The organism is Spartinivicinus marinus, assembly GCF_026309355.1.
Classification (GTDB): Bacteria; Pseudomonadota; Gammaproteobacteria; order Pseudomonadales; family Zooshikellaceae; genus Spartinivicinus; species Spartinivicinus marinus.
This window is the reverse complement of sequence record NZ_JAPJZK010000001.1, coordinates 5267871-5290922: the sequence shown is the minus strand read 5'-3', so window position 1 is coordinate 5290922 and position 23052 is coordinate 5267871. Positions and strand designations below refer to the sequence as shown.

Annotated in this window: 23 protein-coding genes and 1 riboswitch; of the genes, 7 read left to right on the top strand and 16 right to left on the bottom strand. The window is 43.4% G+C overall.

From position 1 onward, the window contains the following. Positions 1-41: 41 nt before the first annotated feature. The 13 genes from OQE68_RS23775 to dnaX form a co-directional block, all read right to left on the bottom strand. A complete protein-coding gene (locus OQE68_RS23775; protein ID WP_180567905.1) occupies positions 42-464 on the bottom strand; it encodes a thiol-disulfide oxidoreductase DCC family protein in 423 nt (140 codons plus the stop codon). Further along, the gene (locus tag OQE68_RS23770; RefSeq protein ID WP_180567906.1) at positions 461-1639 is read right to left on the bottom strand and encodes a vWA domain-containing protein; all 1179 of its coding nucleotides are present in this window, start codon (positions 1637-1639) and stop codon (positions 461-463) included. Before OQE68_RS23770 ends, OQE68_RS23775 begins: the two co-directional genes overlap by 4 nt. A gap of 6 nt (positions 1640-1645) precedes the next feature. Continuing rightward, positions 1646-2488, bottom strand: a complete 843-nt coding sequence (locus OQE68_RS23765; RefSeq protein WP_180567907.1) for an AAA family ATPase — start codon at positions 2486-2488, stop codon at positions 1646-1648. A gap of 239 nt (positions 2489-2727) precedes the next feature. Then, positions 2728-3516 (bottom strand): class II glutamine amidotransferase, encoded by a 789-nt coding sequence (locus OQE68_RS23760; RefSeq protein ID WP_180567908.1) that lies wholly within the window; start codon positions 3514-3516, stop codon positions 2728-2730. 144 nt (positions 3517-3660) lie between these two features. Continuing rightward, the gene (locus OQE68_RS23755; RefSeq protein WP_180567909.1) at positions 3661-6000 is read right to left on the bottom strand and encodes a VWA domain-containing protein; all 2340 of its coding nucleotides are present in this window, start codon (positions 5998-6000) and stop codon (positions 3661-3663) included. Positions 6001-6392: 392 nt separating this feature from the next. Further along, positions 6393-6773, bottom strand: coding sequence for a hypothetical protein (locus tag OQE68_RS23750; RefSeq protein WP_180567910.1), 381 nt, complete (start codon positions 6771-6773; stop codon positions 6393-6395). A gap of 190 nt (positions 6774-6963) precedes the next feature. After that, positions 6964-8007, bottom strand: a complete 1044-nt coding sequence (locus OQE68_RS23745) for a PA2778 family cysteine peptidase (protein ID WP_180567911.1) — start codon at positions 8005-8007, stop codon at positions 6964-6966. An 11-nt stretch (positions 8008-8018) separates the two neighbouring features. Next, entirely contained in the window at positions 8019-8420 is a 402-nt protein-coding gene (locus OQE68_RS23740; protein WP_180567912.1) for a PA2779 family protein, read from the bottom strand. 263 nt (positions 8421-8683) lie between these two features. After that, positions 8684-9127, bottom strand: coding sequence for a YcgN family cysteine cluster protein (locus tag OQE68_RS23735; RefSeq protein WP_180567913.1), 444 nt, complete (start codon positions 9125-9127; stop codon positions 8684-8686). Beyond that, entirely contained in the window at positions 9127-10590 is a 1464-nt protein-coding gene (gene rnd, locus OQE68_RS23725; protein ID WP_180567914.1) for a ribonuclease D, read from the bottom strand. The genes OQE68_RS23735 and rnd overlap by 1 nt, the downstream gene beginning before the upstream one ends. Beyond that, a complete protein-coding gene (gene recR / locus OQE68_RS23720; protein WP_180567955.1) occupies positions 10583-11191 on the bottom strand; it encodes a recombination mediator RecR in 609 nt (202 codons plus the stop codon). Before recR ends, rnd begins: the two co-directional genes overlap by 8 nt. 75 nt (positions 11192-11266) lie before the next feature. Continuing rightward, complete coding sequence (locus OQE68_RS23715; RefSeq protein WP_180567915.1) at positions 11267-11593, bottom strand: YbaB/EbfC family nucleoid-associated protein; 327 nt, start codon at positions 11591-11593, stop codon at positions 11267-11269. Between the two features lie 40 nt (positions 11594-11633). Continuing rightward, entirely contained in the window at positions 11634-13868 is a 2235-nt protein-coding gene (gene dnaX, locus OQE68_RS23710; protein ID WP_180567916.1) for a DNA polymerase III subunit gamma/tau, read from the bottom strand. Between the two features lie 416 nt (positions 13869-14284). Further along, positions 14285-14420: riboswitch (SAM-I-IV-variant riboswitch) on the top strand. Between the two features lie 44 nt (positions 14421-14464). Between dnaX and OQE68_RS23705 the strand changes: the two genes are divergently transcribed. The 7 genes from OQE68_RS23705 to OQE68_RS30995 all read left to right on the top strand — a co-directional run bounded on the left by OQE68_RS23705 (position 14465) and on the right by OQE68_RS30995 (position 20489). Then, the gene (locus OQE68_RS23705) at positions 14465-14833 is read left to right on the top strand and encodes a hypothetical protein (protein ID WP_180567917.1); all 369 of its coding nucleotides are present in this window, start codon (positions 14465-14467) and stop codon (positions 14831-14833) included. 332 nt (positions 14834-15165) lie between these two features. Beyond that, the gene (locus tag OQE68_RS23700; protein ID WP_219339982.1) at positions 15166-16014 is read left to right on the top strand and encodes a LysM peptidoglycan-binding domain-containing protein; all 849 of its coding nucleotides are present in this window, start codon (positions 15166-15168) and stop codon (positions 16012-16014) included. A 453-nt stretch (positions 16015-16467) separates the two neighbouring features. Beyond that, a complete protein-coding gene (gene rarD, locus OQE68_RS23695) occupies positions 16468-17364 on the top strand; it encodes an EamA family transporter RarD (RefSeq protein ID WP_180567918.1) in 897 nt (298 codons plus the stop codon). Between the two features lie 105 nt (positions 17365-17469). Next, positions 17470-18420 carry a bifunctional helix-turn-helix transcriptional regulator/GNAT family N-acetyltransferase gene (locus OQE68_RS23690; protein WP_180567919.1) on the top strand — a complete coding sequence of 317 codons (951 nt, stop codon included), beginning with the start codon at positions 17470-17472 and terminating at the stop codon, positions 18418-18420. 36 nt (positions 18421-18456) lie between these two features. After that, on the top strand, positions 18457-19209 hold the full coding sequence (locus OQE68_RS23685) for an AzlC family ABC transporter permease (RefSeq protein WP_180567920.1): 753 nt from the start codon (positions 18457-18459) through the stop codon (positions 19207-19209). Beyond that, on the top strand, positions 19209-19523 hold the full coding sequence (locus OQE68_RS23680) for an AzlD domain-containing protein (protein ID WP_180567921.1): 315 nt from the start codon (positions 19209-19211) through the stop codon (positions 19521-19523). Before OQE68_RS23685 ends, OQE68_RS23680 begins: the two co-directional genes overlap by 1 nt. 60 nt (positions 19524-19583) lie before the next feature. After that, complete coding sequence (locus tag OQE68_RS30995; RefSeq protein ID WP_180567922.1) at positions 19584-20489, top strand: CPBP family intramembrane glutamic endopeptidase; 906 nt, start codon at positions 19584-19586, stop codon at positions 20487-20489. Here OQE68_RS30995 and OQE68_RS23670 read toward each other — a convergent pair. From OQE68_RS23670 to OQE68_RS23660, 3 genes are all read right to left on the bottom strand, one after another. Beyond that, entirely contained in the window at positions 20464-21411 is a 948-nt protein-coding gene (locus OQE68_RS23670) for a cobalamin-binding protein (protein ID WP_180567923.1), read from the bottom strand. The two genes, OQE68_RS30995 and OQE68_RS23670, sit on opposite strands and share 26 nt — an antisense overlap. Next, complete coding sequence (locus tag OQE68_RS23665; protein ID WP_180567924.1) at positions 21408-21662, bottom strand: glutaredoxin family protein; 255 nt, start codon at positions 21660-21662, stop codon at positions 21408-21410. The genes OQE68_RS23670 and OQE68_RS23665 overlap by 4 nt, the downstream gene beginning before the upstream one ends. 65 nt (positions 21663-21727) lie before the next feature. Beyond that, positions 21728-22921 (bottom strand): DUF5610 domain-containing protein, encoded by a 1194-nt coding sequence (locus tag OQE68_RS23660; protein ID WP_180567925.1) that lies wholly within the window; start codon positions 22919-22921, stop codon positions 21728-21730. Between the last annotated feature and the right edge of the window lie 131 nt (positions 22922-23052).

The window sequence follows — 23052 nt, the reverse complement described above, 5'->3', positions numbered from 1 at the left end:
CCATTTTTTAATTTTAAAATATACTCTTTAAGTGCTTTTAGTTAATCCTGCAAAATTTGTGCTCTCTGCTCTACTGAAGGTATAAAACAACGTTGCCGTTTACCAAACCAACGATAGCGCCGGCTGGCTACAAAACAGTAGAGCTTATCCTGATAACGTCGTGGAATACGCTTTAATATTAACAAGACTCGCCATGGCCAGGCAAAGTGCTGGATAATTTTCAAAAAGGCTTCAAGGTGGGTGTAACACTGGCCTTTCTCCAAATAAATCATGGTTTCAAATTCATCTAAAGGCATTTCCAACCAACTCAGTAAACGTTGCCCCACAGGTGATTGCACCGTGGCCATCACAAACTGCTGCTGAGTATCTCGTTTTAAAACAAATTTTGACCAGCCTGTGCACAACACACAAACACCATCAAATAAGATAATTTTGGGATATTGTTGTATTTCTGGCGGTGTCATTTTACTAAATGCTGCATTGCACGTTCTAAACCGTCAATTGTCATGGGAAACATATTATTTTCTAACTGCTCCTGGATCATTTGACAGGATTGATAATAGCCCCAACTGGATTCTGGCAACGGGTTCAACCAAGCAATATGCGTGAACTTGTCTTTAAAACGCTCCATCCAGGTTGACCCTGCCTCTTCGTTCCAATGTTCAACACTGCCTCCAGGCATGGCAATTTCATAGGGAGACATGGCCGCATCGCCAACGAAAATCACTTTATAATCTGCTCCATAAGTGCGTAATAACTCCCAACTGGATAAGCGATCATCATGACGACGCAAATTATCTTGCCAGACCGCCTCATAAATAAAATTATGAAAATAAAAAAATTCCAGGTGTTTAAACTCAGATTTTGCGGCAGCAAAAAGCTCCTCACACTGCTGGACATAATCATCCATGGTGCCACCAATATCCATCAGTAGTAGCACTTTAACTGTATTATGTCGCTCCGGCACCATTTTAATATCCAATAACCCACCTTTTTCAGCAGTGGCTCGGATAGTATCATTTAACGCAAGTTCTTCAGCTGCGCCTTGCCTGGCAAACTGGCGAAGCCGCCGTAAAGCCATTTTTATATTGCGGGTGCCTAACTCAACCTCACCATCTAAGTTTTTAAACTGGCGCTGATCCCACACTTTAACCGCCCGTCGATGTCGTGAACCTGGTTGACCGATTCTAATACCTTCAGGGTTATAGCCAAACGCACCAAATGGTGAGGTACCACCAGTGCCAATCCACCGGTTTCCTCCTTGATGCCGTTCTTGTTGCTCTTCTAGACGCTTTTTAAAGGTTTCCAGTAGTTTTTCCAAACCACCTAAAGACTGTATTTGTCGTTTTTCTTCCTCAGACAAATGCCGTTCAAAGGCTTTCCGTAACCATTCATCAGGGATAAGCGTTTCTAACGCTTTAGTTAAGTCATCAAGCCCATTGAAGTAATGGGCAAACGCTTGGTCAAAACGGTCATAATAACGCTCATCTTTAATCAAACAAGTACGCGCCAAATAATAAAACTGATCAATATCAGCAAAGACTACCTGCTTTTCCAGCGCAGCCAGCAAATCTAGCCATTCCCGAATAGTTACGGGAATTTTCTCTGCTCTAATCGCCTCAAAAAACTGGATTAACATAGCCGTTTACCGCTTTCTACGTGCCATAAAAGCTAGTCGCTCCAGCAGATGCACATCCTGCTCATTTTTTACCAATGCCCCATACAAGGGTGGAATAGCCTTACTGGCATCACGATCACGTAAAATATCAACGGATATTTCATCCGCCATTAGTAGCTTAATCCAATCAATCAGCTCTGATGTTGACGGCTTCTTTTTCAAGCCTGGCACTTCTCTTAACGAGAAAAAGATTTCCATGGCTTCTGTCACCAGTTTTGCCGCAATACCAGGATAGTGAACCTCAACAATCTGGCGCATGGTGGACTGATCAGGGAAGTTAATGTAGTGAAAAAAACAACGCCTTAAAAATGCATCAGGTAATTCTTTTTCATTATTGCTGGTAATGATAATGATAGGCCGGTGTTTTGCTGCAATGCGCTGTTGAGTTTCGTACACATAAAACTCCATTTTATCCAGCTCCAATAATAGGTCATTGGGAAACTCTATATCCGCCTTATCAATTTCATCAATGAGTAACACTGTTGGCTGGTCTGACTCAAAGGCCTGCCATAGCTTACCTTTGACAATGTAATTGCTAATGTCATGTACCCGTTCATCACCCAGCTGAGAGTCTCTTAAACGAGAGACTGCATCATACTCATACAGCCCTTGCTGTGCTTTAGTGGTAGACTTGATATGCCACTGAATCAACGGTAGTTCTAATGACTTAGCCACCTGTTCTGCCAGCATAGTTTTTCCGGTGCCGGGCTCCCCTTTAATCAACAGCGGGCGCTGGAGAGCAATGGCTGCATTCACTGCCATCGTTAACTCATCCGCCGCTACATATTCCTTGGTACTTGAAAATTTCATTGTGTTTATACCAGCTATCTTTTTAATCTAAAGCCTTTTAAGCCTGTCACTTTTCTATCAAGCTACTGTAGCGAATGGTCAGATTGAACGCAATGGCAGTAAAATAGGCCGCCACAAAAACTAATTGATATGGCGTAACAGAACATTCCATATCAGACACTCGCTTTATTTGTAGCAACCTTGCACGAAGAGTATAGAGAGGTAGTTGAAAAGGTCCTGGATTAAGAAAGTGCTGCAAATTATTCTTTTGCTTTAATTGTAGATACCAACTCCCCCAACTGAAATACTGCTAACTCTCCCGGCTCTAAGGTATTCCAGGTTTCATTCGTGGTGAGCGGTTCCGTTGCTATCACAGTAACAACATCATTAGGGGTGGTTTCTTTTTGAAAGTCAATTTTCAGCTCAGCATCCTTTAATATCGCTTCTGCAAAAGGTGCTCGCCGTGTTAACCAAGATAATTTCGTCGAGCAAAATGCATATAGATAATTAGCCTCGCTTAATAATAAATTAAACACACCATATTCATTGAGTTGACAACACAATTGATGAATAGCCTGCCATATAGGCTCTGGCTGCTCAGGCATTACAGGAAACTGTTGTCTTATTTGAGCTAACATCCAACAAAAGGCATGTTCACTATCAGTGGTCCCCACGGGTAAATAAAATGATAAGGGAAGCGCTTGTTTTGCTTTTTTTAGCTGACCATTATGGGCAAAAGTCCACTTTCTTCCCCATAACTCTCGAATAAAAGGATGTGTATTTTCCAAACAAACTCGCCCAGAGTTAGCTTGTCGAATATGACTAATTACAATACAGCTTTTAATAGGATATTGTTTTACCAGCTCTGCTACTGCGGACTGGTAACTTGGCTGGCTATCACGAAACTCCCGAATCGCTTTTCCTTCATATAACACAATGCCCCAACCATCCTTATGGGGACCAGTGCGCCCTCCTCGCTGCATAAGACCAGTAAAACTAAAGCAAATGTCCGTTGGAACATTGGCACTCATACCTAATAATTCGCACATAACCCTAAAAATTCACGTATAACGCCAGTAATTCGCCTATAGCAGCGATGGATAAGTAAACACTTTTACCTACTATACCATGATACACCCCACGCTTTGAGTATAATGAGTAGGAAAGGGAGCTGTTAATAAACGACGGTTGATTTATTCAGGTTTATCTTTTTTTTCATCCGACTCATCTCCACCTGATAAGTCAAAATCTTCATTCAGTAAATCTTCAGGATCTTCGGTAGGAATATCATCTTCATCTAACTGATCCTTGGCTTCAGCTTGCTCCTCATCCATGGTTTCTGGTGGAGCAGGAGGCGGCTCTTCCTCCCCAGCCACTGGTTCACTGGCCGTTAAGTCTTCAAGGTCATCGGCAGGTAGTTCAATTTCCATATCATCATCTTCTGCCATAGGATCTTTTTCTGGTTCTGGTTCTGGTTCTGGTTCTGGTTCCGGCTCTAGCTCATCAGGTTCTTCTAATTCAACTATTGGCTTTTCATCAACCGCAGGCTTTTCTTCATTTTCTTTCCCTTCCTTACCAGACTCAGCCTCCTCATCTTCAAGTTTTTCATCACCGCTCTTTATGAGTTTTTTATAGGCAAAAAATAACCCACCCAACACCAATATATTGCCCAAAGCTATCCCTGCATAAGTAATCCAGCCTAACTCATCTTCTGCTGTTTCAGCCTCCTCCTCTGGCTCTTCTGCAGTGTCCAACTGTTCTTCAGTCTCAGGCGCTTGTTCCGCTTCAGTGCTCGTATCCACTTCTGGCTCTATTTTTTGTTCAGCTTTTTCTGGTTCTGGCTTAGGAGTAACCCCAGCTTCTGCTGTCGCTGTTTGTGTTTCTGGATAATTCAATATAATTGGGGCTGTTTCAATTTTCAGCGACTGACCATCTTTCGCTTGTGCATTAATATTAAAAAAAACCTTGTGTTGACCTTGCTGTAAACGCTCAATGGAAAATCGCCAACTCCGGCCATCTTTATAAAGGGGAACGGGACGAAGCTGTTTTGTGCCATCTGGATAACGCACTTGGGCGACTACTTTCGATGATTTTCTATCAATCGACTGACTACGGGGTTTCACTACCACTAGGTACTTATCTTGACCATCGTCAGTGAGCAGCTCACTCTCAATCTTAAATGGTTGACGTACCGATACGAGCTTCGCATAACGGCGATTAAACGTATTAGCATCAATAACCAGCTCAATCCGGTAATCCCCTAATTCTGGAAATGGCTTAAGCAGGTCAGTAAAGTGCCCCTCTTTGACAGAGTCTTCTCCTTTTACCGGTTGTTCACTGATCAGTTTTGCAGTTTGATATACTCGCCAACTGCCTTGAATAACCTGTAAAAAATCCTGTTTAAGAATCGTTTTGCCTTGTTCCTCAAACCAAAAGTCCAGCTCTACTTCCTGCCCTAAAAATAAGTTACTGGGGATTTCTTTTACTTTTAATTTCAGGTCACTAACAATGGTAACCCGGTTATCAGGGTCAGGTTCTGCTTGTAACAACCACTCACCTTCATACGGCTTTTGTACAGTGACTAAGTCATACTGATCAGTACTATGCCATTTAATATCATCAGTGGTATTGTCTTTGGAATAGCGTGTTTGATCAGGTGACAGTAGTTGGGTAACCGCTTCAGGGCGGGGTTTAAAGACCAGTAAAGTAAATTCTTCAACACTGGAGTCCACCAAGAATTTATTATCTTTTAATGGCACTTGCTCCGCTGGAGCGGTTTGCTCCAAGGCTTTTAAAAACAGTTTGGTTAATGCTTCAGCATCATTGGCTTCTGAAGAAAATCCACCTGTCTCTATGGCCAGAGTATCCATTAACTCTCGATCAGAATTACTGGATAAAGCAATAGTATGAATCGTGTAACCAGCCTGACTGAGTATTGGAATTTGTTCAGTAATAATTCGCTCACGTTCGGCCTTGTTTTTATCTGGGTCTTTTGCAATATCCACCATGCCGTCAGTTAGCAGGATGATATGACGAGGCTGTTTAGCCTGAGTATTACGATCAAATGCAGCTGCATTGAGGGCTTCTCCAATATTAGTAAATAGCCCTGTTGAATTAATTTTCTCTACTTGCTGTCTTGCTTGTTGTCGCCATTGGTCATTAACGTCTGCATAAGGGACCAGTGGTTTGATATGCTGACCAAAATTCCATACTCCCGCCTTACTGCCTTTTGGTAATAATTCAACCATTAACTCTATTGCAGGCACTCGTAAGTTTTGTGGATCATTAATTTTCATACTACCTGAAATATCCACAAGCATGCGTACATCTGCAGCAGCCACTTTAGCGGCAGACGATTGATCAGATTCTTCTGCAAATACAGCATTAACAGCTACAAAGTGAAAGAGTAGTAAGAATAAAAATGGAATAAATGCCCAGCCACCTTGCCTTAGCGTGCAAATGATAAACTTCACAACCTCTAGGCGTGAATTAAATACGCTTGCCAGGATGATAGACCCAGCCCTTTGAGTCATTGCCAGCTCCTTGCAATAGTGACTAATGACCAGTCTGTGCCAACGCTTCAGATTCATAGAGTCTTATACATATCGCCGCTCAAATGAACATCCAAACCTTCAAGGCTTTTATGCCTGTTACAATTTGTTGTATTCAGGCCAGCAGTAAGTAGCTGCTGTATATAACCGATCAGCACAGGAAAATATCTGGTACCACCATTAAGTTATAGCAGTTTTATTGTAAATGGCACGATTAAGCGGATAGTGAGGCTTAAGAGTTAGGCGGTCTCGCTAAAAAGCTTTGGAGAATAAGTGTGAAATAGTAGGGTATTCCTCTTCTGCTCCAGAATACCCTCCCTCCCATATTTCTCAGCTTCTGCGAAAAACAAGAGATAGCGAAATGATTAGATGCCCTAAATCGTTGGGGTAATCCGCTCTTTAGATTGTTGAGGGGTGCTTTTTGTACGTTTTTTCTGCTTAGTTTGTTGTTGACGAGTAGCAGGCTTACGCTTGTCTTGTGCCTCTGTTTTCGATTTAGTTCGCTTGGCTTTAGGAGATGGCAGAATAATGAACAGCCCTAACAGCAAAACAAACATCAGTAGCTCTGCCACAGCAACCACATGCCCTGCTCGGTAGGCTGACTCCGCCCCTTTGGTTAAGGCATCATATAAGGCCACCAGGCCAGCAGGTGCTAAGTAGTCTTGGTTGTTATCAACATACCATGGAGTAAATAAGGCAACTGCCACAATTCCACGTAACAACCCTTTTAGAAAGCGGCTTAATGATCTTGTCATTCGCACCCAGACTAAAAAACAGCCAAAGGCACTCGCTAAATAAATCATCCAACCGTAAAAATAATGATTTGGATCCATACCGATAATAAATTATACAGCTTAGTTTAAGAAAAGTTTGCTCATCATAATCAAAGAGGCCCGTCAGGTCATTATAAACAAATTAAATAATATTTTAGGGGATTAGTTTTGATTACTGTTGGTTAGGCTTACGACTTCGGTCACACTCTACTTTAGGGCATTGCTTAAGCAGCCTTTTTACTGTTAGTGCTTGAATCTCTTGCTGGGTAGCCAGCAGTTGTGAATTCTTAGGTTGTACAGTCAACCCACAGGTTAACGCTTGCTGTGCTGCTTTTTGACAGCCACTCGTCGCCAAGGCATAACCTAGATTATTCCAGCCCACCGTGTGCAGAGGGTGCTCCTTTACCAAAGTCATGAGAGTATCTATCGATTGTTGTCTCTGTTGATTAGCATAATAGATATTGCCTAACCCTAACAAAGCAATGGGTTGATGAGGCCAGGTTTTTAATGCGGCTTGATAGGCCATAATCGCCGCTTTACGCTGACTGACCTGCTCTAGGGATTGCGCAGCCTTAAGGTATGTAAGAGGATTAGCTGTTGCCGGCAGCCTGTCAGGAGGTAATGCAACTAACCCCCAATAGCTGGCCCTACTCCAAGTTTTCCCAAATAAGGCTAATGGCATTTTATAGCGCTTATGTTGTTCTGACCTCAACACTACCTGCTTTTCCGACCATTCAAACCCTACAACGACCGCGTAATGCCACTGTGGATACCAGCTATAACCCAAGTTCAGCATCACTAACACAGGATGCCCTGCGGTAATTTCAGCCAACAACTGTTGTAAAGAACCTTTCATTTCATAAGCCAATAAACCACGCTGACGCGTAGCGGCCACCAGCTCAATCTGAAAACTACCTTGTTTGGCTGGCGTGTAGACCTCATCCACTAAATCATCTGGCACCACTGGCACATCCCAATAGTTCAAAACGGTTGCCAGAGCAGCAGGTCCACAGTGATATTCGGTTTGAGGAAAAAAGGGGACCTGCTCAAGTTCTACTTGATAAAAGCTGTCAGCATCAAAACGATCAGCAGATAACTCATCCATTTGTTTTATAAAATTATTACTGGCACAACCCGTTAATACCAATAAAATAAAAATGCCCAGCAAGTGCCGGGCATAAGAGATGAGCAGTAAGGATCGAAAAAAATTTGCCACTATTTTCTTATTTAATTAATACAGCGTACAAAGGTAAATATATCCGTCGCACACAGCATATCGGTTACAATAAAGACCACTAAAAACAAGACAATCACACCGGCAACGCCACTACCCGCAGGCAGCTCAGTTAATTTTTCATTGAATTGTGCAAGCTCTTCAGGCGTCATTGCATCAATTCGTGATTTCACTTGTTCTTCTGGTACTCCTAGCGCTTGAAGCTTTTCCTTTACTTCGTCCTCTTCAAGCATACTCAACAGGGCTTCTTTATCTACCTGGTGCTGCTCTTCTGCGATGACCTGATCAGTACCTACCATACCCGCTCGCACCATCGTGCTTTGAATTGAGAGCAGTGCTATACAACAAGTTAAAATAAGCGCCACTAAACGACGCCCACCGAATGTCAGTGCCATTATTTTTTTCCTACTTAAGAAGATGAATTCTGCTCAAGTCTAGAAGTAATATTCCCATAGGGTCAAACAGGCTTTGTTATTCCGTGAGAGTCGTCATTACTGAAGTGAGGATTGGGTATACAACAACTTGTTTACAGATAAACCCTACTATTATTGAATAAATATATTATTTACTCTATTTTTTTCGGCACTGGTCTACTTTAAATAGTGTAATTTACATGCTATTTATTTTCTCAACATCACTGCTAGCAACAAGCCATTGATTAGCCTATTGCAATAATATAGTCAGGCCAATCCTCTTCTTTAACCTGATGCTCGGCCACCATTTGCCCGCGTAACGAAATTCCTGCTTGATGCACTGAATCAGGATTGCCACTGACCAATGGATGCCAGACGGGTAAAGGCTCCCCTTCAGCCAATAACCGATAAGCACAACTAGGAGGCAACCAGTCGTATACTTGTGGTTGGGCTGCCCGAACATCCAAACAACCGGGTACCTGCTGTCGTCGATGTTGATAATCCTGACAGCGACAACTTTGATGGTCTAACCAACGACAACTGATTTGAGTATAATAAACCGCTCCATCATCTTCATCTTCCAGTTTATGCAAACAACATAGTCCACAACCATCACACAAGGACTCCCACTCTGTCTGGCTCATTGCCGACAGAGGTTTAGACTGCCAAAAAGGTAATGGCCTAGCCATTACACAGGGTCTCCTTTAGATAAAAACTCTTCAGGTAACTCAATCAGATAATCTTCTTTAGCAGGTGGCATCTGTAGATAAAACCCCTTTTCATCAATTGCTTTCATCACCTGAGTAACATCAGCTCTTGATAGTGATTTTTCTGGAGTCAGCAACAAGTCCAGCACATGTTCTGGCTTACCAAATAATTGCAATAAAGCCTCAGGCACTTCAGATAATTTCGCCTGTTTTGCCACATATAAATACATTTCATCTTTATTAGGGCTTTTATATATAGAAACAATTTGTTTGTTCATAACAGTAATACATTGCTGTTGTTTTGCTAGTTGTCTTAATTCTACCAGTAGCGACTCGCCCAGCAGCTCACGACGCCAAGGTTGTAAGTTTTCAGGCCAGTTAAAATAACCATCGGATAAACCACTTCTGATTAATGCGTCTAGCTGTTTTTTTCTAATTACCAATTCCGGTGGCAGGCTAAGTGTTGTTGCCACCGTTGCTGCTAGCTTTTTAACTTGAGTAATTAACGATTTACTCGATTTTGGCAAAGGCTTAGGCAACCGCTTAGGCCAGCGGTCTGCGGGCTCTGCCGATGACTTAGCGATAATGCCACAAATCGTACGCCCTTCGCGGGCTACCTGATCTTTACGAATCCCACGCACTTTATCCAGTTGCACCAATTTGCGGGGCTTAATTCTGGCAAGCCACCATAACTGATCATCCGTCAAAAAACGATGACGAGGTATATCCCGCTTTCTCACTTCCTTTTCCCGCCAGGCTGCCAGCTTCCGCAAAATAGCCAGCTCGCTACGTCGCAGCTTCCAGGCTAGTTTAACCTGTTGATAAGCCTGCTCTGGTGGTTGCGGATTAGCCGCCTGCTCAATAAGCTGCTGACACTCTTGTTGTAACCAATCAAGCCGTTGCAGCTTATTCAGTTGGCTCACCAGGGGCTGGTACAGTTGCCACAAGTAGTGTACATCTAGTGCAGCATATGTGATTTGCGCGTCTGATAGCGGACGCTGCAACCAGTCTGAGCGTGTTTCATCTTTCGCAAGCTGAATACCCAACAGCTCAGTAACCAGGCGTTGATAGCCCACCGATGGCCCCAATCCTGAAAATGCTGCGGCCAGCTGAGTATCGAACAAGGGCACCGGGAGTGTCCCTGTTAGTTGTTGAAATATTTCCAGGTCCTCACTGCAAGCATGTAGCACTTTGATGACGTGTGAGGCTGCAAGCACCTTAGCTAAAGGTTCGAAATCAGTGACTTGTAATGGATCAATAAAAAATACCTGCTCAGCCGTTGCTAGCTGAATCAGGCCAGGCTTAGCATAAAACGTCTGGCAACGAAAAAACTCAGTATCCAACGCTAAATGAGACTGCTCTAACCAGGCAAATGCATGTTGGGCTAAGGCCTCATTGGTCGTAATCCAAAGAGGAGAAATGGTTGAGTGGAATCTATCAGTCATTGACTAGCCAGGGCTTACGTCCAGCTAATGCATGAGCCAACGTTCCACCATCAACATATTCCAGTTCACCACCCAGCGGAATCCCATGCGCAATTCTTGATATGCTAACCGGTAGTCCCTGAAGCTGGTCAGCAATATAATGAGCGGTGGTCTCTCCCTCTACAGTAGGGTTAGTGGCTAAGATCAACTCTTCAACCTGGTCTTGCTTTACCCGTTGAATCAACTGATCCAAGCCCAGCTGCTCCGGACCAATCCCTTCAAGTGGAGACAAGTGTCCCATCAGCACAAAATATAAACCGCTAAACCCCCCTGCTTGCTCAATAGCCAATACATCAGCAGGAGTTTCAACGACACAGATAGTTTCTCGCTGCCGACGACTACTGCTACAAATGGGACAAAGAGTTGTCTCACATAAGGTTCGGCATTGCTGGCAATTGCCTACCTGATTGGCTGCCTGCTGCAAGCTATAGGATAGTTGCAATGCGCCATGCCGATCACGCTCTAATAAATGCAATGCCATCCGTTGAGCTGACTTGGGGCCTACCCCGGGTAAACAGCGAAATGCAGCGATTAATTCAGAAATTAAAGGACTAAAAGACATAGGTGTGCTGTAACTGTCGACTAATGCACGAGAGGGGCACCACAAGTGTGTGTTACCCCCTAACTCATTGACGGCTTAAAATGGAAACTTAAAACCTTCAGGTAATTTCATACCACCTGTTAGGTTGGCCATTTTATCTTGATTATTTTTTTCTACTTTACGTACTGCATCATTAACCGCCGCTGCAATTAAATCTTCGAGCATTTCTTTATCTTCTTGCAGCAAGCTAGGATCAATACTCACTCGCTTAACATCATGGCGGCCTGTCATCACAATGCTAACCAACCCTGCACCAGACTCACCCGTCACCTCAGCATTAGCCAGTTCTTCTTGCACTTTTTGCATTTGCTCTTGCATCTGCTGGGCTTGTTTCATTAGGTTGCCCATACCACCTTTAAACATATAAAAACCTCATGTAAGTCAATCTCAATACCAGTAATGCTTAAGAGTCGATAGGCATTACTGAGTTTTCGACGATTGTAGCAGAAAAGTGCTGCATTAATGCCTGCACATTTGGGTCGCTAATAATACTTTGTTCTGCGGCAGTTTGTCGCTCCTGACGCTTCCGGGCACGATAAGCCGCTGGCGTTTCCGCTTTAGTTGCTACCACTTGATCAAGTGAAACTTGAATTTCAGTGGCAAAATAATGCGATAGCGCCTGGCTCACCCGCTGAATCTGACTGTCATTCAGTAATACAGTATGTTCTTTGGCAATGCGGAAATACCAACGTCCAGCAGTTATTTCGACCAGCTCCATTTGCTGGGCAATGGCATTGGCTGCACCACTGATTGACAGTTGAGAGTATAACTGTGGCCAGTCTGTCGGCTGTACGGTGTCCAAAGTAAATGTTTTTGCTACCTCTTCTTTAAGCATAGTCGCCGAGGGAGCAGGTTCAGCCATTTCTGTAGTCGATAGTGGTGTTCCAGTAGGAGCCACTGTTACAGTTAAGTCCGCAGCATGCTCCCTTTCATCCACAATGGCCTGCTTAAGTGCAGAGGTATTCGCTACTGGTATATCTACTGTATTTGCGGCAACCCCTGGCACTGGTTGTTTAGGATTTTTGATAGCTGCTGGAGTAGCACTTGTCACTGGCGGCTCTACAACAGATGATGATTGCTGATATGCACTGGCTGTGGAGTATTCGTAGTCTGGCACCATCGCTTCAGAATACTGCTGATAAGCTTCTAATTCAGCCACCGACTCATTGACTGTTGCCACCGGGTTCAAGGCCCTTGATGGTTGAGCTGTCACTTGCTGGCTAGGAGGCTCGGCAACAACTGGGTCATGTGCAGCAGGCACTGGTACTTGTACAGCACTAGCAGACGCATCTTCTATTGAATTGCTTGGTGTTGAGTCTTCTGCCGGTTGAGAAATGGTTGATTCAGTGTGTGTAGGAGATGTCTCTAACGGCTGTGGCTCAGTGGACTGCTCAGGCTGAGTAGTCGCTTCAACATGGCTTGCACTGCTTGAAGTATTGGTGGTTGAAACATTGCTGGTTTGATTCGGCTGAGAGCCAAGATCATGAGGTTTATCTGTAGTAGATAAGGCCTCATTACCAGGTAGTGGCTGAGTAGGTGGTATTACCGGCCCCTGCTGAGGGCGAAAAGCCAGCATCCGCAACAACACCATTTCAAACCCTGAGCGCGGGTCTGGCGCAATCGCTAAATCCTGTCGCCCCTGCAAGCCTATCTGATAAAATAGTTGCACATCTTCTGCCGTCATGGCTGTTGCGAGTGCCAAAACCTGCTGCTGATCCCCCTGACTGTTATCGACAGCATCCGGTACCATTTGCGCTAACGCAACCCGGTGGAGTACCGACAGCATATCTGCAAGTACGCTGGCGTAGTCAGGAGCAAATTCTGCTAAGTGTGCAACGGCGGCTAATACTGCAACAGGTTGTTGACTGGCTAATGCTGCTACCACTCGATAGACCTGCCGCTGATCAATCGTACCTAACATGGCAGCGACTTTATCTTCTGTCACCTGGCCATTACCAAAAGCGATGGCTTGATCCGTCAAGCTTAGTGCATCTCGCATACTGCCATCCGCAGCTCGACCTATTTGCCACAGCGCTGTTGACTCATAACCCACCTGTTCAGCCTCCAGTACTGTTGTCAGGTAGTCGACTATCCGCTCTGGTGGCATATTTTTTAGGCCAAACTGTAAACACCGAGACAAAATCGTGATTGGTAATTTTTGTGGGTCAGTCGTTGCTAGCAAAAATTTTACATGGGGCGGTGGTTCTTCAAGCGTTTTAAGCAATGCATTAAAGCTGTGGGCCGACAGCATATGTACCTCGTCAATCAGGTACACTTTAAAACGACCACGGGTCGGGGCATACTGCACATTATCCAGCAGTTCGCGGGTATCTTCCACTTTGGTTCGGGATGCCGCATCTACTTCCAATAGGTCAACAAAACGTCCCTGATCGATTTCCTGACAAGCAGAGCATTGGCCACAAGGCTCCGAGCTAATACCCGTTTCACAGTTCAAACATTTGGCTAAAATACGAGCAATGGTAGTTTTTCCTACCCCTCGCGTGCCAGTAAACAAATAGGCATGGTGTAACCGGCCATGATCCAGTGCATTAATTAATGCCTGGAGTACATGATTTTGTCCAACCATTGCTTTAAATGTTTTTGGCCGCCACTTTCTGGCCAATACCTGATAGCTCATTTAGCTGCCTGAAGTCGCTGATTGATGAGATGTTGCATACTACTTTACTACCGCAACAGATAAAACTTCTCAGTATATCAAACTTTGCTTTTACGCCTAAAATTTTACTAAGGGACGTGCACCTGTAGGATAATAGGGAGAACCTAATTATTAAGTCATTTCTATTATCAGATATCAGACGAAAGGATACTTGAGTTGCAAGATTGATACTGCTTTAATAGCCTCACAATATTGACTACTGGTGCTATTTTTATACATCAAGTTTGACTATATTGAGCTCTGGGTAAATAGCCATTGGCTAACATAAAAATATAGGCATAACGCCTTAATCAAGAGACAAAAAGCTTTAAGACATAAGCAGTACTCAGTGACTCTTAACAGAAAAATGTAGACGTTAACTTATTACCAACTGAATCGACATACATCAAGAATAGGACTGACGTCCTTGCCAACCTGCTAACCTAAGCAAGGTGGATTCCGGTGACGGAGATGTGGCCACGGCCCAATTGAGATGCAATCGTGCATCAAGGCTAGGCAACTAAATAGGCTCTCTCAAACCAAACGTCAGTTCTCTGTTTAAGTAGCAGGAGAACACGATGATCAATCAACACCTCTTTCAGCACAATAGCGCAAGTGCCTTTGCTCCCTTGCCCAAACCTGCTGATATTACCTCTCAACAGGAACTTGCTGAGTTCGCTGGTCATGTTGAGCATCAACAATATCACTGTCTGCTCTATTATTGGGCCAGCCAGCTGTGGATTAAGCAACCAAAGCGTCATAGCAAGCCATTATGGGTAGTGTATGTTGAATACCGTGACCATACCCGTAGCTGTCGCTATCAACCTTTTTACTTTGCCAGCTTACCCTTAGCTCGCCAGTTTATCCGCCAGCAAGTTACCCATTGTGAGCTACCCAATATTTCATCGAAAGCCACCCGAGAATTTCCTATTAAACGTACACATTAAAAACCTCTTACTGAAGCAAGCAAAACCTGAAAGAAACCCAACTCAATGGGTTTCTTTAAAATGCAATGGATTTGTTTAATAGGTATACCAGCCGTTTGGAGTATGCTTTTTACCCTACAACCGCTGTTTTTCAAGCTAAAGATCACATCAACTAGCACTTCGCCCAGTTAACCAGTTTTAGAAATAAGGTCTATGCTTAACAGTAAATTCAGCACTGCTAATCCAATTCAGGTCAATTAAATAATGATGTAAAAGAATCAATGGACCGCAAACAAATAAATACAACAGCAGTGGACTGATGTATTGCTGAGATAACCAGGGAGGACATTGACATGTTAACGCACACGGTAGTAGCAGGTGATACCTTAGGGCGAATTGCTAAGCAATATTACGGTGATGCCATGCGCTATCCAGAAATCGCCAAAGCTAACAAATTAGATGACATTAATCGCCTAGAAATCGGTCAACAATTGATTATACCTGATGTAGAGCAAACACAACCAGTCAAGCAACAGCCAGTAAAAAATGCAGTGGATACCGAAGAAGCAGAGACTGATAGTCTCGTTAGCTTGTCACAACTAGAAAAGATTCTCCCCCGCACTAAAGCAGAAACTTTGTCTCATTACTGTTCTGCAATTAATCGCTGTCTTCATAAATATCAAATCAATACACCACTGAGAATTGCCCACTTTATTGCCCAAATTGCCCATGAAAGTGGTGGGTTACGCTATGTCAGTGAAAACTTAAATTACAGTAAAGACGCGTTAATACAGGTGTTTGGTAAATATTTCCCCAACGACAATCTGGCTAGCCAGTATGCCCGAAACCCTGAAAAAATAGCCAACCGAGTTTATGCTAATCGCATGGGAAATGGCAATGAAAACAGTGGTGATGGCTGGCGTTTTCGTGGTCGCGGCTTTATCCAGCTGACGGGTAAATCAAACTATCAAGCTTATAAAAAAGACAGTGGTGTCGATGTAGTTAGTATGCCTGATGAGGTTGCGCAAAATCCTACTGTTGTCGTAGATGCTGCTGGATGGTACTGGAATAGAAACAACTTAAATCGCTATGCTGATCAAGACGACATTCGTACCATTACTCGTCGTATTAACGGTGGTTTAAATGGCCTGGATGACCGCCAGCATTACCTCACCCAGGCAAAGCAAGTGCTAGGCAGTTAAACGCGGTATTGTAACAAGTTGCTTTCCTCCCCCCCATGCAGTCACAAGCTGCATGGGTATACGCTAAATTCCACTTGCCTAACTCACTCATTCGCCTTAGGATAGGCCCCCTCTTCTTTTCTTATCCTGAATCTACATTCAGCAAAAATTAAATACATTGGACCTGAGCAAAACAAGGCCTGAGGTATAAGGCTTAAGAACAAATAGTGTTTGAGTCTGCCAGGGTAGCAGACAAGTTTAGTAATGAGTGATCACTCACAATCTATTCTTACCCAAACAGTGGAAAGAGAGTAGTCGCTTACCTTTTTCTCTGTACACCACTGGCTTTCATTTTTAGTTCATCACAAGTTAACAAGACACGGTGGATTCAAGACACTACAGGCATTCAAGGCACCACTGATTGTAGTTCGGGATGCCGAATTTTTGGCATTTTCAGTAAACGAGGTTGTATTTGTGACTGCCATTGATAATCAACGAATGGGGGTAATATCTGCCCTTATTGCTTTCTTTATTTGGGGTACTGCTCCCCTCTATTTTAAGTGGGTAGCAGACGTTCCTGCTCCGGAAGTACTGGTGCACCGAGTGATCTGGTCGGTGATTTTATTGCTGCCACTACTCTGCTTCACTGGGCAACTACGCAGTGCTTTCTCTTTATTAAAAAACAGACGACAGTTCAGCGGCTTGTTATTATCCTCCACATTAGCGGCCCTAAACTGGCTGACATTTATCTGGGCCATTGGCAATGATAAAGTGCTTGAAACCAGTTTAGGTTACTTTATTAACCCTTTGACAACCCTTTTACTGGGCTATCTATTTTTAGCCGAGCGATTATCTAAAAGACAATATTTTGCCGTGTGCTTAGCCATTATTGGTGTTGCGGTTGAACTATTGAGTTTGGGTAAGCTCCCTCTGGTCGCACTGATATTGTCCAGCAGCTTTAGTGTTTACACATTAGTACGAAAAAAAATCCAGGTACCCGCCATTCCTGGACTATTTATTGAGACATTACTAATGCTGCCTATTGCTGCAAGCTATTTTATTTATCTGTTAAATACGGATACTAATTACTTTAACTGGCAACAACTAGAACACTATAAACTGATCTTTGCAGGACTGATCACAACTATTCCACTACTATTTTTTGCTGTCGCTGCTATACGTCTACCCTTATCTACCATTGGCTTTATTCAGTACATCAGTCCAACAATGACATTCCTGATGGCTATTTGGTTGTTCAATGAACCTTTTAGCTTACCAAGACTAATCTGTTTCTTTCTGATTTGGACTGGGCTGATTATTTACAGTTTTGATATGAAGTGGCAGCAAACACCTGAAAAATGCACTGAATAGGGATAGTGTTTTAAACAACTATTGCCCATAACTATCAGGTGATAGTTGCTTAATTTGGGAGTCATTTATAGAATTACGTAAGAACTTACGTAATGGATTAAATAAATGCCGGATTTCATTGCAGCGCTTGGCTCCCAAGCATTAGGCAGCCGCTTAAAGCGACTAAGCGACCACTTTATGCAGGAAGTAACCGAGATTTATCAAACGGCCACCGTTGATATGCCTCCCCGGTTATTTCCCCTATTAAATTTAATCGCCAAACAGCAGCAGGCACCTATCAGCACACTTGCCGAACAGTTAGGTGTCAGCCATGCTGCAGTCAGCCAAATGGCAAACACCATGATTAAACTTGGGTTAGCCACTAAGCGCAGTGATAGTCAGGATGAACGCCGCCAGCTGTTAACGCTCACCCCCAAAGCGGTGCAACTAATACAACAGTTGCAACCCATTTGGCAGGCCATTAAAACGGCCATAGATGAATGTATTGATAGCAGCTCACATAATTTACTTGAGGCATTACAAGACATGGAGCAAGTGCTTAGCGAAAAAAGCCTACAACAGCGAGTACAAGAAAAATTTGCCAAACCCACTCTTGATATTACGATTGTCGGCTGGCAGCCTGTTTATAAACAAGCTTTCTACCAACTCAATCGACAGTGGGTTGATGAATATTTTGAGTTTTTACCCCTGGATAAACAACAACTGGAAGAGCCAGAAGATTACTACTTACATTCAGGTGGCGTGATCTTTTTTGCTCTCATCAAGCAACAGGCAGTGGGCACCTTCGCACTATACCCCACTCAACCAGGTGTTTATGAGTTATCAAAAATGGCCGTTGATCCAACATACCAAGGCTGCAACATTGGCCAACGCTTAATTGAGCATGCTATCGCCCAAGCTAATTTGTTGGGAGCAAAAAAAATTATCTTGGAAACAGCATCTAAATTAAAGCCCGCCTTAGCGCTGTATCAAAAAATGGGGTTTACTGTTTTACCACATCCAGAAGGCGAAGCTCGATTCACCAGAGCTGATGTTTATATGGAGCTGGATTTATAAATGACCGCTCGGATTTATTATTGAGATAAAGCAGTTATGCAAGAAGTTATTTTTAACAAATTTAATCACCCTGCCAGGCTAGCTTTTTTTGCGGGTGCCAAGCAAACGATTCCATTGCTTATAGGGGCTATTCCATTTGGTATTATCTACGGAACATTAGCCATTAACCAAGGCTTATCCCCCCTTGCCACATTGGCCATGTCAATATTTGTTTATGCTGGCTCCAGTCAATTTATTGCGGTTGGCCTACTCGCCGCCGGTACGAGTATTCCTATTATTATTCTAACCACTTTTATTGTGAATTTACGACATATGCTGTATGCAGTGACGTTGCTGCCTTTTGTTAAATCATTACCACAAAAGTGGCGCGCACTGTTAGCCTTTGGCTTAACAGATGAAACCTTTGCAGTAGCAGCCAAACGTTATTTTGACGACCAGAAAAAAAATCACTCACCTATCGCTGGGCATTGGTTTTATCTTGGCTCTATGACAGCCATGTATCTTAATTGGGCGCTTTGCACCCTAATTGGGATTACAGTAGGAAAATCCCTGCCAGACATGCAAAACTGGGGATTAGACTTTGCAATGTATGTCACCTTTATTGGTATGGTAGTTCCTTATTTAGTCAAACGTCCTCAATGGGCAGCCGTTGTGAGTGCCGGACTAGTGGCAGTAGTGGCTCATTCACTTCCTCATAAAGCGGGATTAATTATTGCCGCCTTAACAGGTGTCATTGTTGGTGTGCTTTGCGAACGGTTTATTTGCCCAAATAGTAAGGAAGCTAAATAATGAACGAAGTTATTCTGATTACTGGTATGGCTGCGGTAACCTTTTTTATTCGCTATGGCTTATTTGCTGTAGCAGGTCGGTTTCACTTTCCTGCCTGGCTCTCCCAGGCACTGACTTATGTACCACCTGCTGTATTAACGGCAATTATTGCTCCAGCTTTGTTAATGCCATCAGGCCAGCAAATTGAATTATCATTGGATAACAACTACTTAATTGCAGGTATCATGGCTATATTGATCGCCTGGTTTAGTAAAAACCTACTCGCCACCATCGTATTAGGTATGGCTATTTTTGGGGCTTTACAGTGGCTTTAGTGCTGCTGTAAATTTCCCCAAACCCAACTGACCTGCCATGCTGACTCCTGAAAACTTATTGTGAATATTCAATCGCTTAACCACATAACTACCCTACTTCCCACAAATACACTGATTGTCTTCAGTTTGCTCAGCCTTGCCATTTTAAGTTACTGGCTACCTTCTCGGTCTCAAAAAGCGGTTGTATCTAGGCCTTGGTTTAGCTTGCTCTGTATTACTCTAGCTGCTGCCTGGCTCTTCTCTTTCGTTCATTTATTAGGCATTATATGGTTAGTATTATTAGGTTTTTGTTTATTTTACAGTCAGCAGTTAAATCAAGCTTGGGCTAAATACCTTTTACATACATGCGCAGTTATTCTTGCATTAGCTCTCGCTTTGCATTTATTACCGGGTTTCAACAACCCTGTTATCCTTCCCACAACTACAATTAGCCATGATGCTCCTACTTTTCAGCTATTCGCCAACTTAGATAAGGCAGTAGCTGGGTTACTTATTCTTGGCCTACTTAATACTACAGGTACTAATCGTTATCTAAAACAACTTAAAATAAATGGCCACCTAATTGCGCTTGCCATCTTAGTTCCTTTAACTGTAGGGTTAATGATGAATGTCATTCAACTGGACATAAAAATTGGCTGGATTACCTTAGTATTCGCCTGGATCAATTTACTGTTTACTTGTATTGCAGAAGAAGCCTTTTTTCGCTTATTAATTCAAGCACCTTTAGCACAGTCATTACGCAGAATAAAATACAGCCAATGGATTGTTGTGAGTATTATGGGGTTATTATTTGGGTTAGCTCATTTAGGTGGTGGCTTACAATTTGCCATCATGGCTGCCTTGGCAGGCTTTGGTTTTAGCCTAGTATACCAACGCACTCGCTCTATTGAGCTAACTGTCCTTACTCATTTTGGATTAAACATTGTTCACTTTATTTGCTTTACTTATCCACTGGCGAACCAATAGAAGCTAACTGTTCACATAAAGATTGCATAGCTAATAATATGCGAGGGGTGGGTCGTAAAATATGATCAGCTTCCAAGTAAATCACCCGGTTTTGCTGAATAGCAGGCAGTTGTTTTAATTGCGCAGACCAGCCATTTTGTTGGGCACTGCTGGGGGCTACTATCACAGAGGGTGAAGTCACTAATAATTGTTCAATACTGATGATCGGAACCAGTGGTGCTAAATCAGCAAAGGGATTAACGCCACCACAACTTGATATCACATCATTAATAATATGATTTTTATTCACTGTCATTAACGGGGTTTGACTGACCAGAAAGAAGACAGTTGGTTGCTTTTTTTGCTGATTATTTTTTGTTGAATACTGAGTTTGGAGACTTTTTAAGCGTTGTCTGAATGTTTCTGCTGCACGGTTAGCCGTTTCCTCTACACCCGCCAACTTTCCTAACGCTTCCAATTGCTCCGGAATAGCGATTAGCCGAGTCGGCTCTGAAAAATAAATCGGATACCCCTGCCGTTGTAATGTTTGAATACCCGCATTGGCGTTTCCACTTCGCCAGGCCACAATCAAATCGGGCTGTAAACTGATAATGGTTTCTACTGCAATAGCATCAAACCGCCCTACCTGAGTGATTTGCTTCGCTTGTGCAGGGTAATTACTAAAGCTAATGACCCCGACGACTTTATCACCAGCGCCTGCTGCAAATAATAGTTCTGTTGTATGAGGCGCTAAACTAATGATACGTTTGGCTGGGGAGGTCAGCTTCACCCATTGCCGGGCATCATCTTTAACAGCAATTGCTGTACTCGCCGATAGCTGGCTTGAATAAGCCCCCCCCCAGAAAAACAAGCCAATACCAAGAGCACCCGTTAATAAGTGATCAACAAGTACTTTAAAGCACCAGCCGTATTTAATTCTCATGAAGCTTCAAGCTGGGTGACAATAAACTGATCCAACTCTTCTGCCGTAAAAGGCCAGCCTAACTCGGCCTGCTGGTTTGCTAGAGCAATTACAGGGATACGAATGCCGTAACGATCAAACAGGTCTGGATCAAAGGCAATTTCTTGCGCAGTAATAGTGAAATGATAGCGCTCAGCCACTGGTTGTAATAATGCCAGTGCTTGATCACATAAATGGCAACCAGTGGTGGTATACAGAATAACAGATGACATAACAATCACTTAGCGGCAAACAAGCCGCCAAGTGTAACCAAGTCAGACTGTTTTCACCATTTTTCTTAACTCGTTAATGGTTCTAGCAGTTTCTGACTGACTTCAGCTAACCGAGGAATCAACACCCCTTCATCAGCAAACAAGTCTTCAGCTTTGGTCAATAATTCTTGTAATAAATTAACTGGCTGGTTGAAACGCTCTGCCGCCTTCAAATAGGTTTGTTGCAGTTGTTCTGCATATTCAGCCAGTGGCTGCAAGCCAGCTGCTTTACTGGGAAGCCCTGCAACTGATTGATAAGTATCAGTCGCTTGCCGTACCTCTGCTGAATATAAATTGAGCGCAAAGCTCTGTAACTGAGAGGTATCAAAGTTAAGTGACAAGGCTTTTTCAAACGCAGTGGCGATGTCACCCTCATAAAAGTCATTGGCAAGGGCAAACACATCATTAAGTAAGCCATTGATGGCCTCTTGCTCCTCCAGGTCCAACTCTCCGTTAATAGCAAGCTGAAACTGCTGATGCTGATAGTATTCAAAGCTTTCTTCTGCAACAAGCGTCTGTCTACCATTGTGGTGGGCTTGGGCACGACCACTAAATGACTGATAGGCCTCTAATGCAGAGGCTTGGATAGTCACCACATCACCGTCACGCGTGGTCACCTTGAATGAAAAGTCTTGCTGACTGAGTACACTAGCTGTTTGCACATGACTGGTTAACTGACTACCAGATAAATCCGGAGCAGTGGCTGGTGCAGCTTCAACTGGGGTCGTAGTTGCTGGTGACTCACTGGTAGATGAATCAATGGTCGTTGTGGGTAAAAAGTGATCACGAAGCTGGGATAACCCCCGCTCAATTTGTTGAAATGCGCTATCCACCCCCTGATCAATGGTTTCTGATAAACCACCTAATGCATCCAAAACTTCCTTCGCTTCTGCAAACCCTTGCTGAACCCCCGCAATTGCCTGGTCAAATAAGCGGGTTAGCTGCTCTTCACCGGCGCCATTGGCAGCCTCCTTAGCAAGCCGACTAGCCACAAACTGCAATACATTCCCTGCTACCGTGCTAGCAGAAAACTCATTGACTGGCTGTACTTTTGTAATTGAGGGATCTGGTTCTGCCAGGTTATTCAATGATGAAGGCACAACAGACTGACTCTGCTCAAGCGCTTTATGGTTTTGAGCAGATGTTTGCTTATCAAGCCCTTGATACAGCGACTGTAACAATCCATTGGGCTGGTTAAGTGTGATGGGGTTAAATGACATATGAGTCACCCTTAATCTAGTAGCAGTTCCTTAACATAGGTATCGGCACGCTTTTTTAAACACTTGAACCATTAGCTATAATAATTTTGTTTGACTTAATCAGCCCTTATCACCGATGGTTTCTAAAATGA

Excerpts from the sequence above, each read along its gene's own strand:
- OQE68_RS23775 (WP_180567905.1), bottom strand. The coding sequence starts at position 464 with ATGACACCGCCAGAAATACAACAATATCCCAAAATTATCTTATTTGAT.
- OQE68_RS23770 (WP_180567906.1), bottom strand. The coding sequence starts at position 1,639 with ATGTTAATCCAGTTTTTTGAGGCGATTAGAGCAGAGAAAATTCCCGTA.
- OQE68_RS23765 (WP_180567907.1), bottom strand. The coding sequence starts at position 2,488 with ATGAAATTTTCAAGTACCAAGGAATATGTAGCGGCGGATGAGTTAACG.
- OQE68_RS23760 (WP_180567908.1), bottom strand. The coding sequence starts at position 3,516 with ATGTGCGAATTATTAGGTATGAGTGCCAATGTTCCAACGGACATTTGC.
- OQE68_RS23755 (WP_180567909.1), bottom strand. The coding sequence starts at position 6,000 with ATGACTCAAAGGGCTGGGTCTATCATCCTGGCAAGCGTATTTAATTCA.
- OQE68_RS23750 (WP_180567910.1), bottom strand. The coding sequence starts at position 6,773 with ATGACAAGATCATTAAGCCGCTTTCTAAAAGGGTTGTTACGTGGAATT.
- OQE68_RS23740 (WP_180567912.1), bottom strand. The coding sequence starts at position 8,420 with ATGGCACTGACATTCGGTGGGCGTCGTTTAGTGGCGCTTATTTTAACT.
- OQE68_RS23735 (WP_180567913.1), bottom strand. The coding sequence starts at position 9,127 with ATGGCTAGGCCATTACCTTTTTGGCAGTCTAAACCTCTGTCGGCAATG.
- rnd (WP_180567914.1), bottom strand. The coding sequence starts at position 10,590 with ATGACTGATAGATTCCACTCAACCATTTCTCCTCTTTGGATTACGACC.
- recR (WP_180567955.1), bottom strand. The coding sequence starts at position 11,191 with ATGTCTTTTAGTCCTTTAATTTCTGAATTAATCGCTGCATTTCGCTGT.
- OQE68_RS23715 (WP_180567915.1), bottom strand. The coding sequence starts at position 11,593 with ATGTTTAAAGGTGGTATGGGCAACCTAATGAAACAAGCCCAGCAGATG.
- dnaX (WP_180567916.1), bottom strand. The coding sequence starts at position 13,868 with ATGAGCTATCAGGTATTGGCCAGAAAGTGGCGGCCAAAAACATTTAAA.
- OQE68_RS23705 (WP_180567917.1), top strand. The coding sequence starts at position 14,465 with ATGATCAATCAACACCTCTTTCAGCACAATAGCGCAAGTGCCTTTGCT.
- OQE68_RS23700 (WP_219339982.1), top strand. The coding sequence starts at position 15,166 with ATGTTAACGCACACGGTAGTAGCAGGTGATACCTTAGGGCGAATTGCT.
- OQE68_RS23690 (WP_180567919.1), top strand. The coding sequence starts at position 17,470 with ATGCCGGATTTCATTGCAGCGCTTGGCTCCCAAGCATTAGGCAGCCGC.
- OQE68_RS23685 (WP_180567920.1), top strand. The coding sequence starts at position 18,457 with ATGCAAGAAGTTATTTTTAACAAATTTAATCACCCTGCCAGGCTAGCT.
- OQE68_RS23680 (WP_180567921.1), top strand. The coding sequence starts at position 19,209 with ATGAACGAAGTTATTCTGATTACTGGTATGGCTGCGGTAACCTTTTTT.
- OQE68_RS23670 (WP_180567923.1), bottom strand. The coding sequence starts at position 21,411 with ATGAGAATTAAATACGGCTGGTGCTTTAAAGTACTTGTTGATCACTTA.
- OQE68_RS23665 (WP_180567924.1), bottom strand. The coding sequence starts at position 21,662 with ATGTCATCTGTTATTCTGTATACCACCACTGGTTGCCATTTATGTGAT.
- OQE68_RS23660 (WP_180567925.1), bottom strand. The coding sequence starts at position 22,921 with ATGTCATTTAACCCCATCACACTTAACCAGCCCAATGGATTGTTACAG.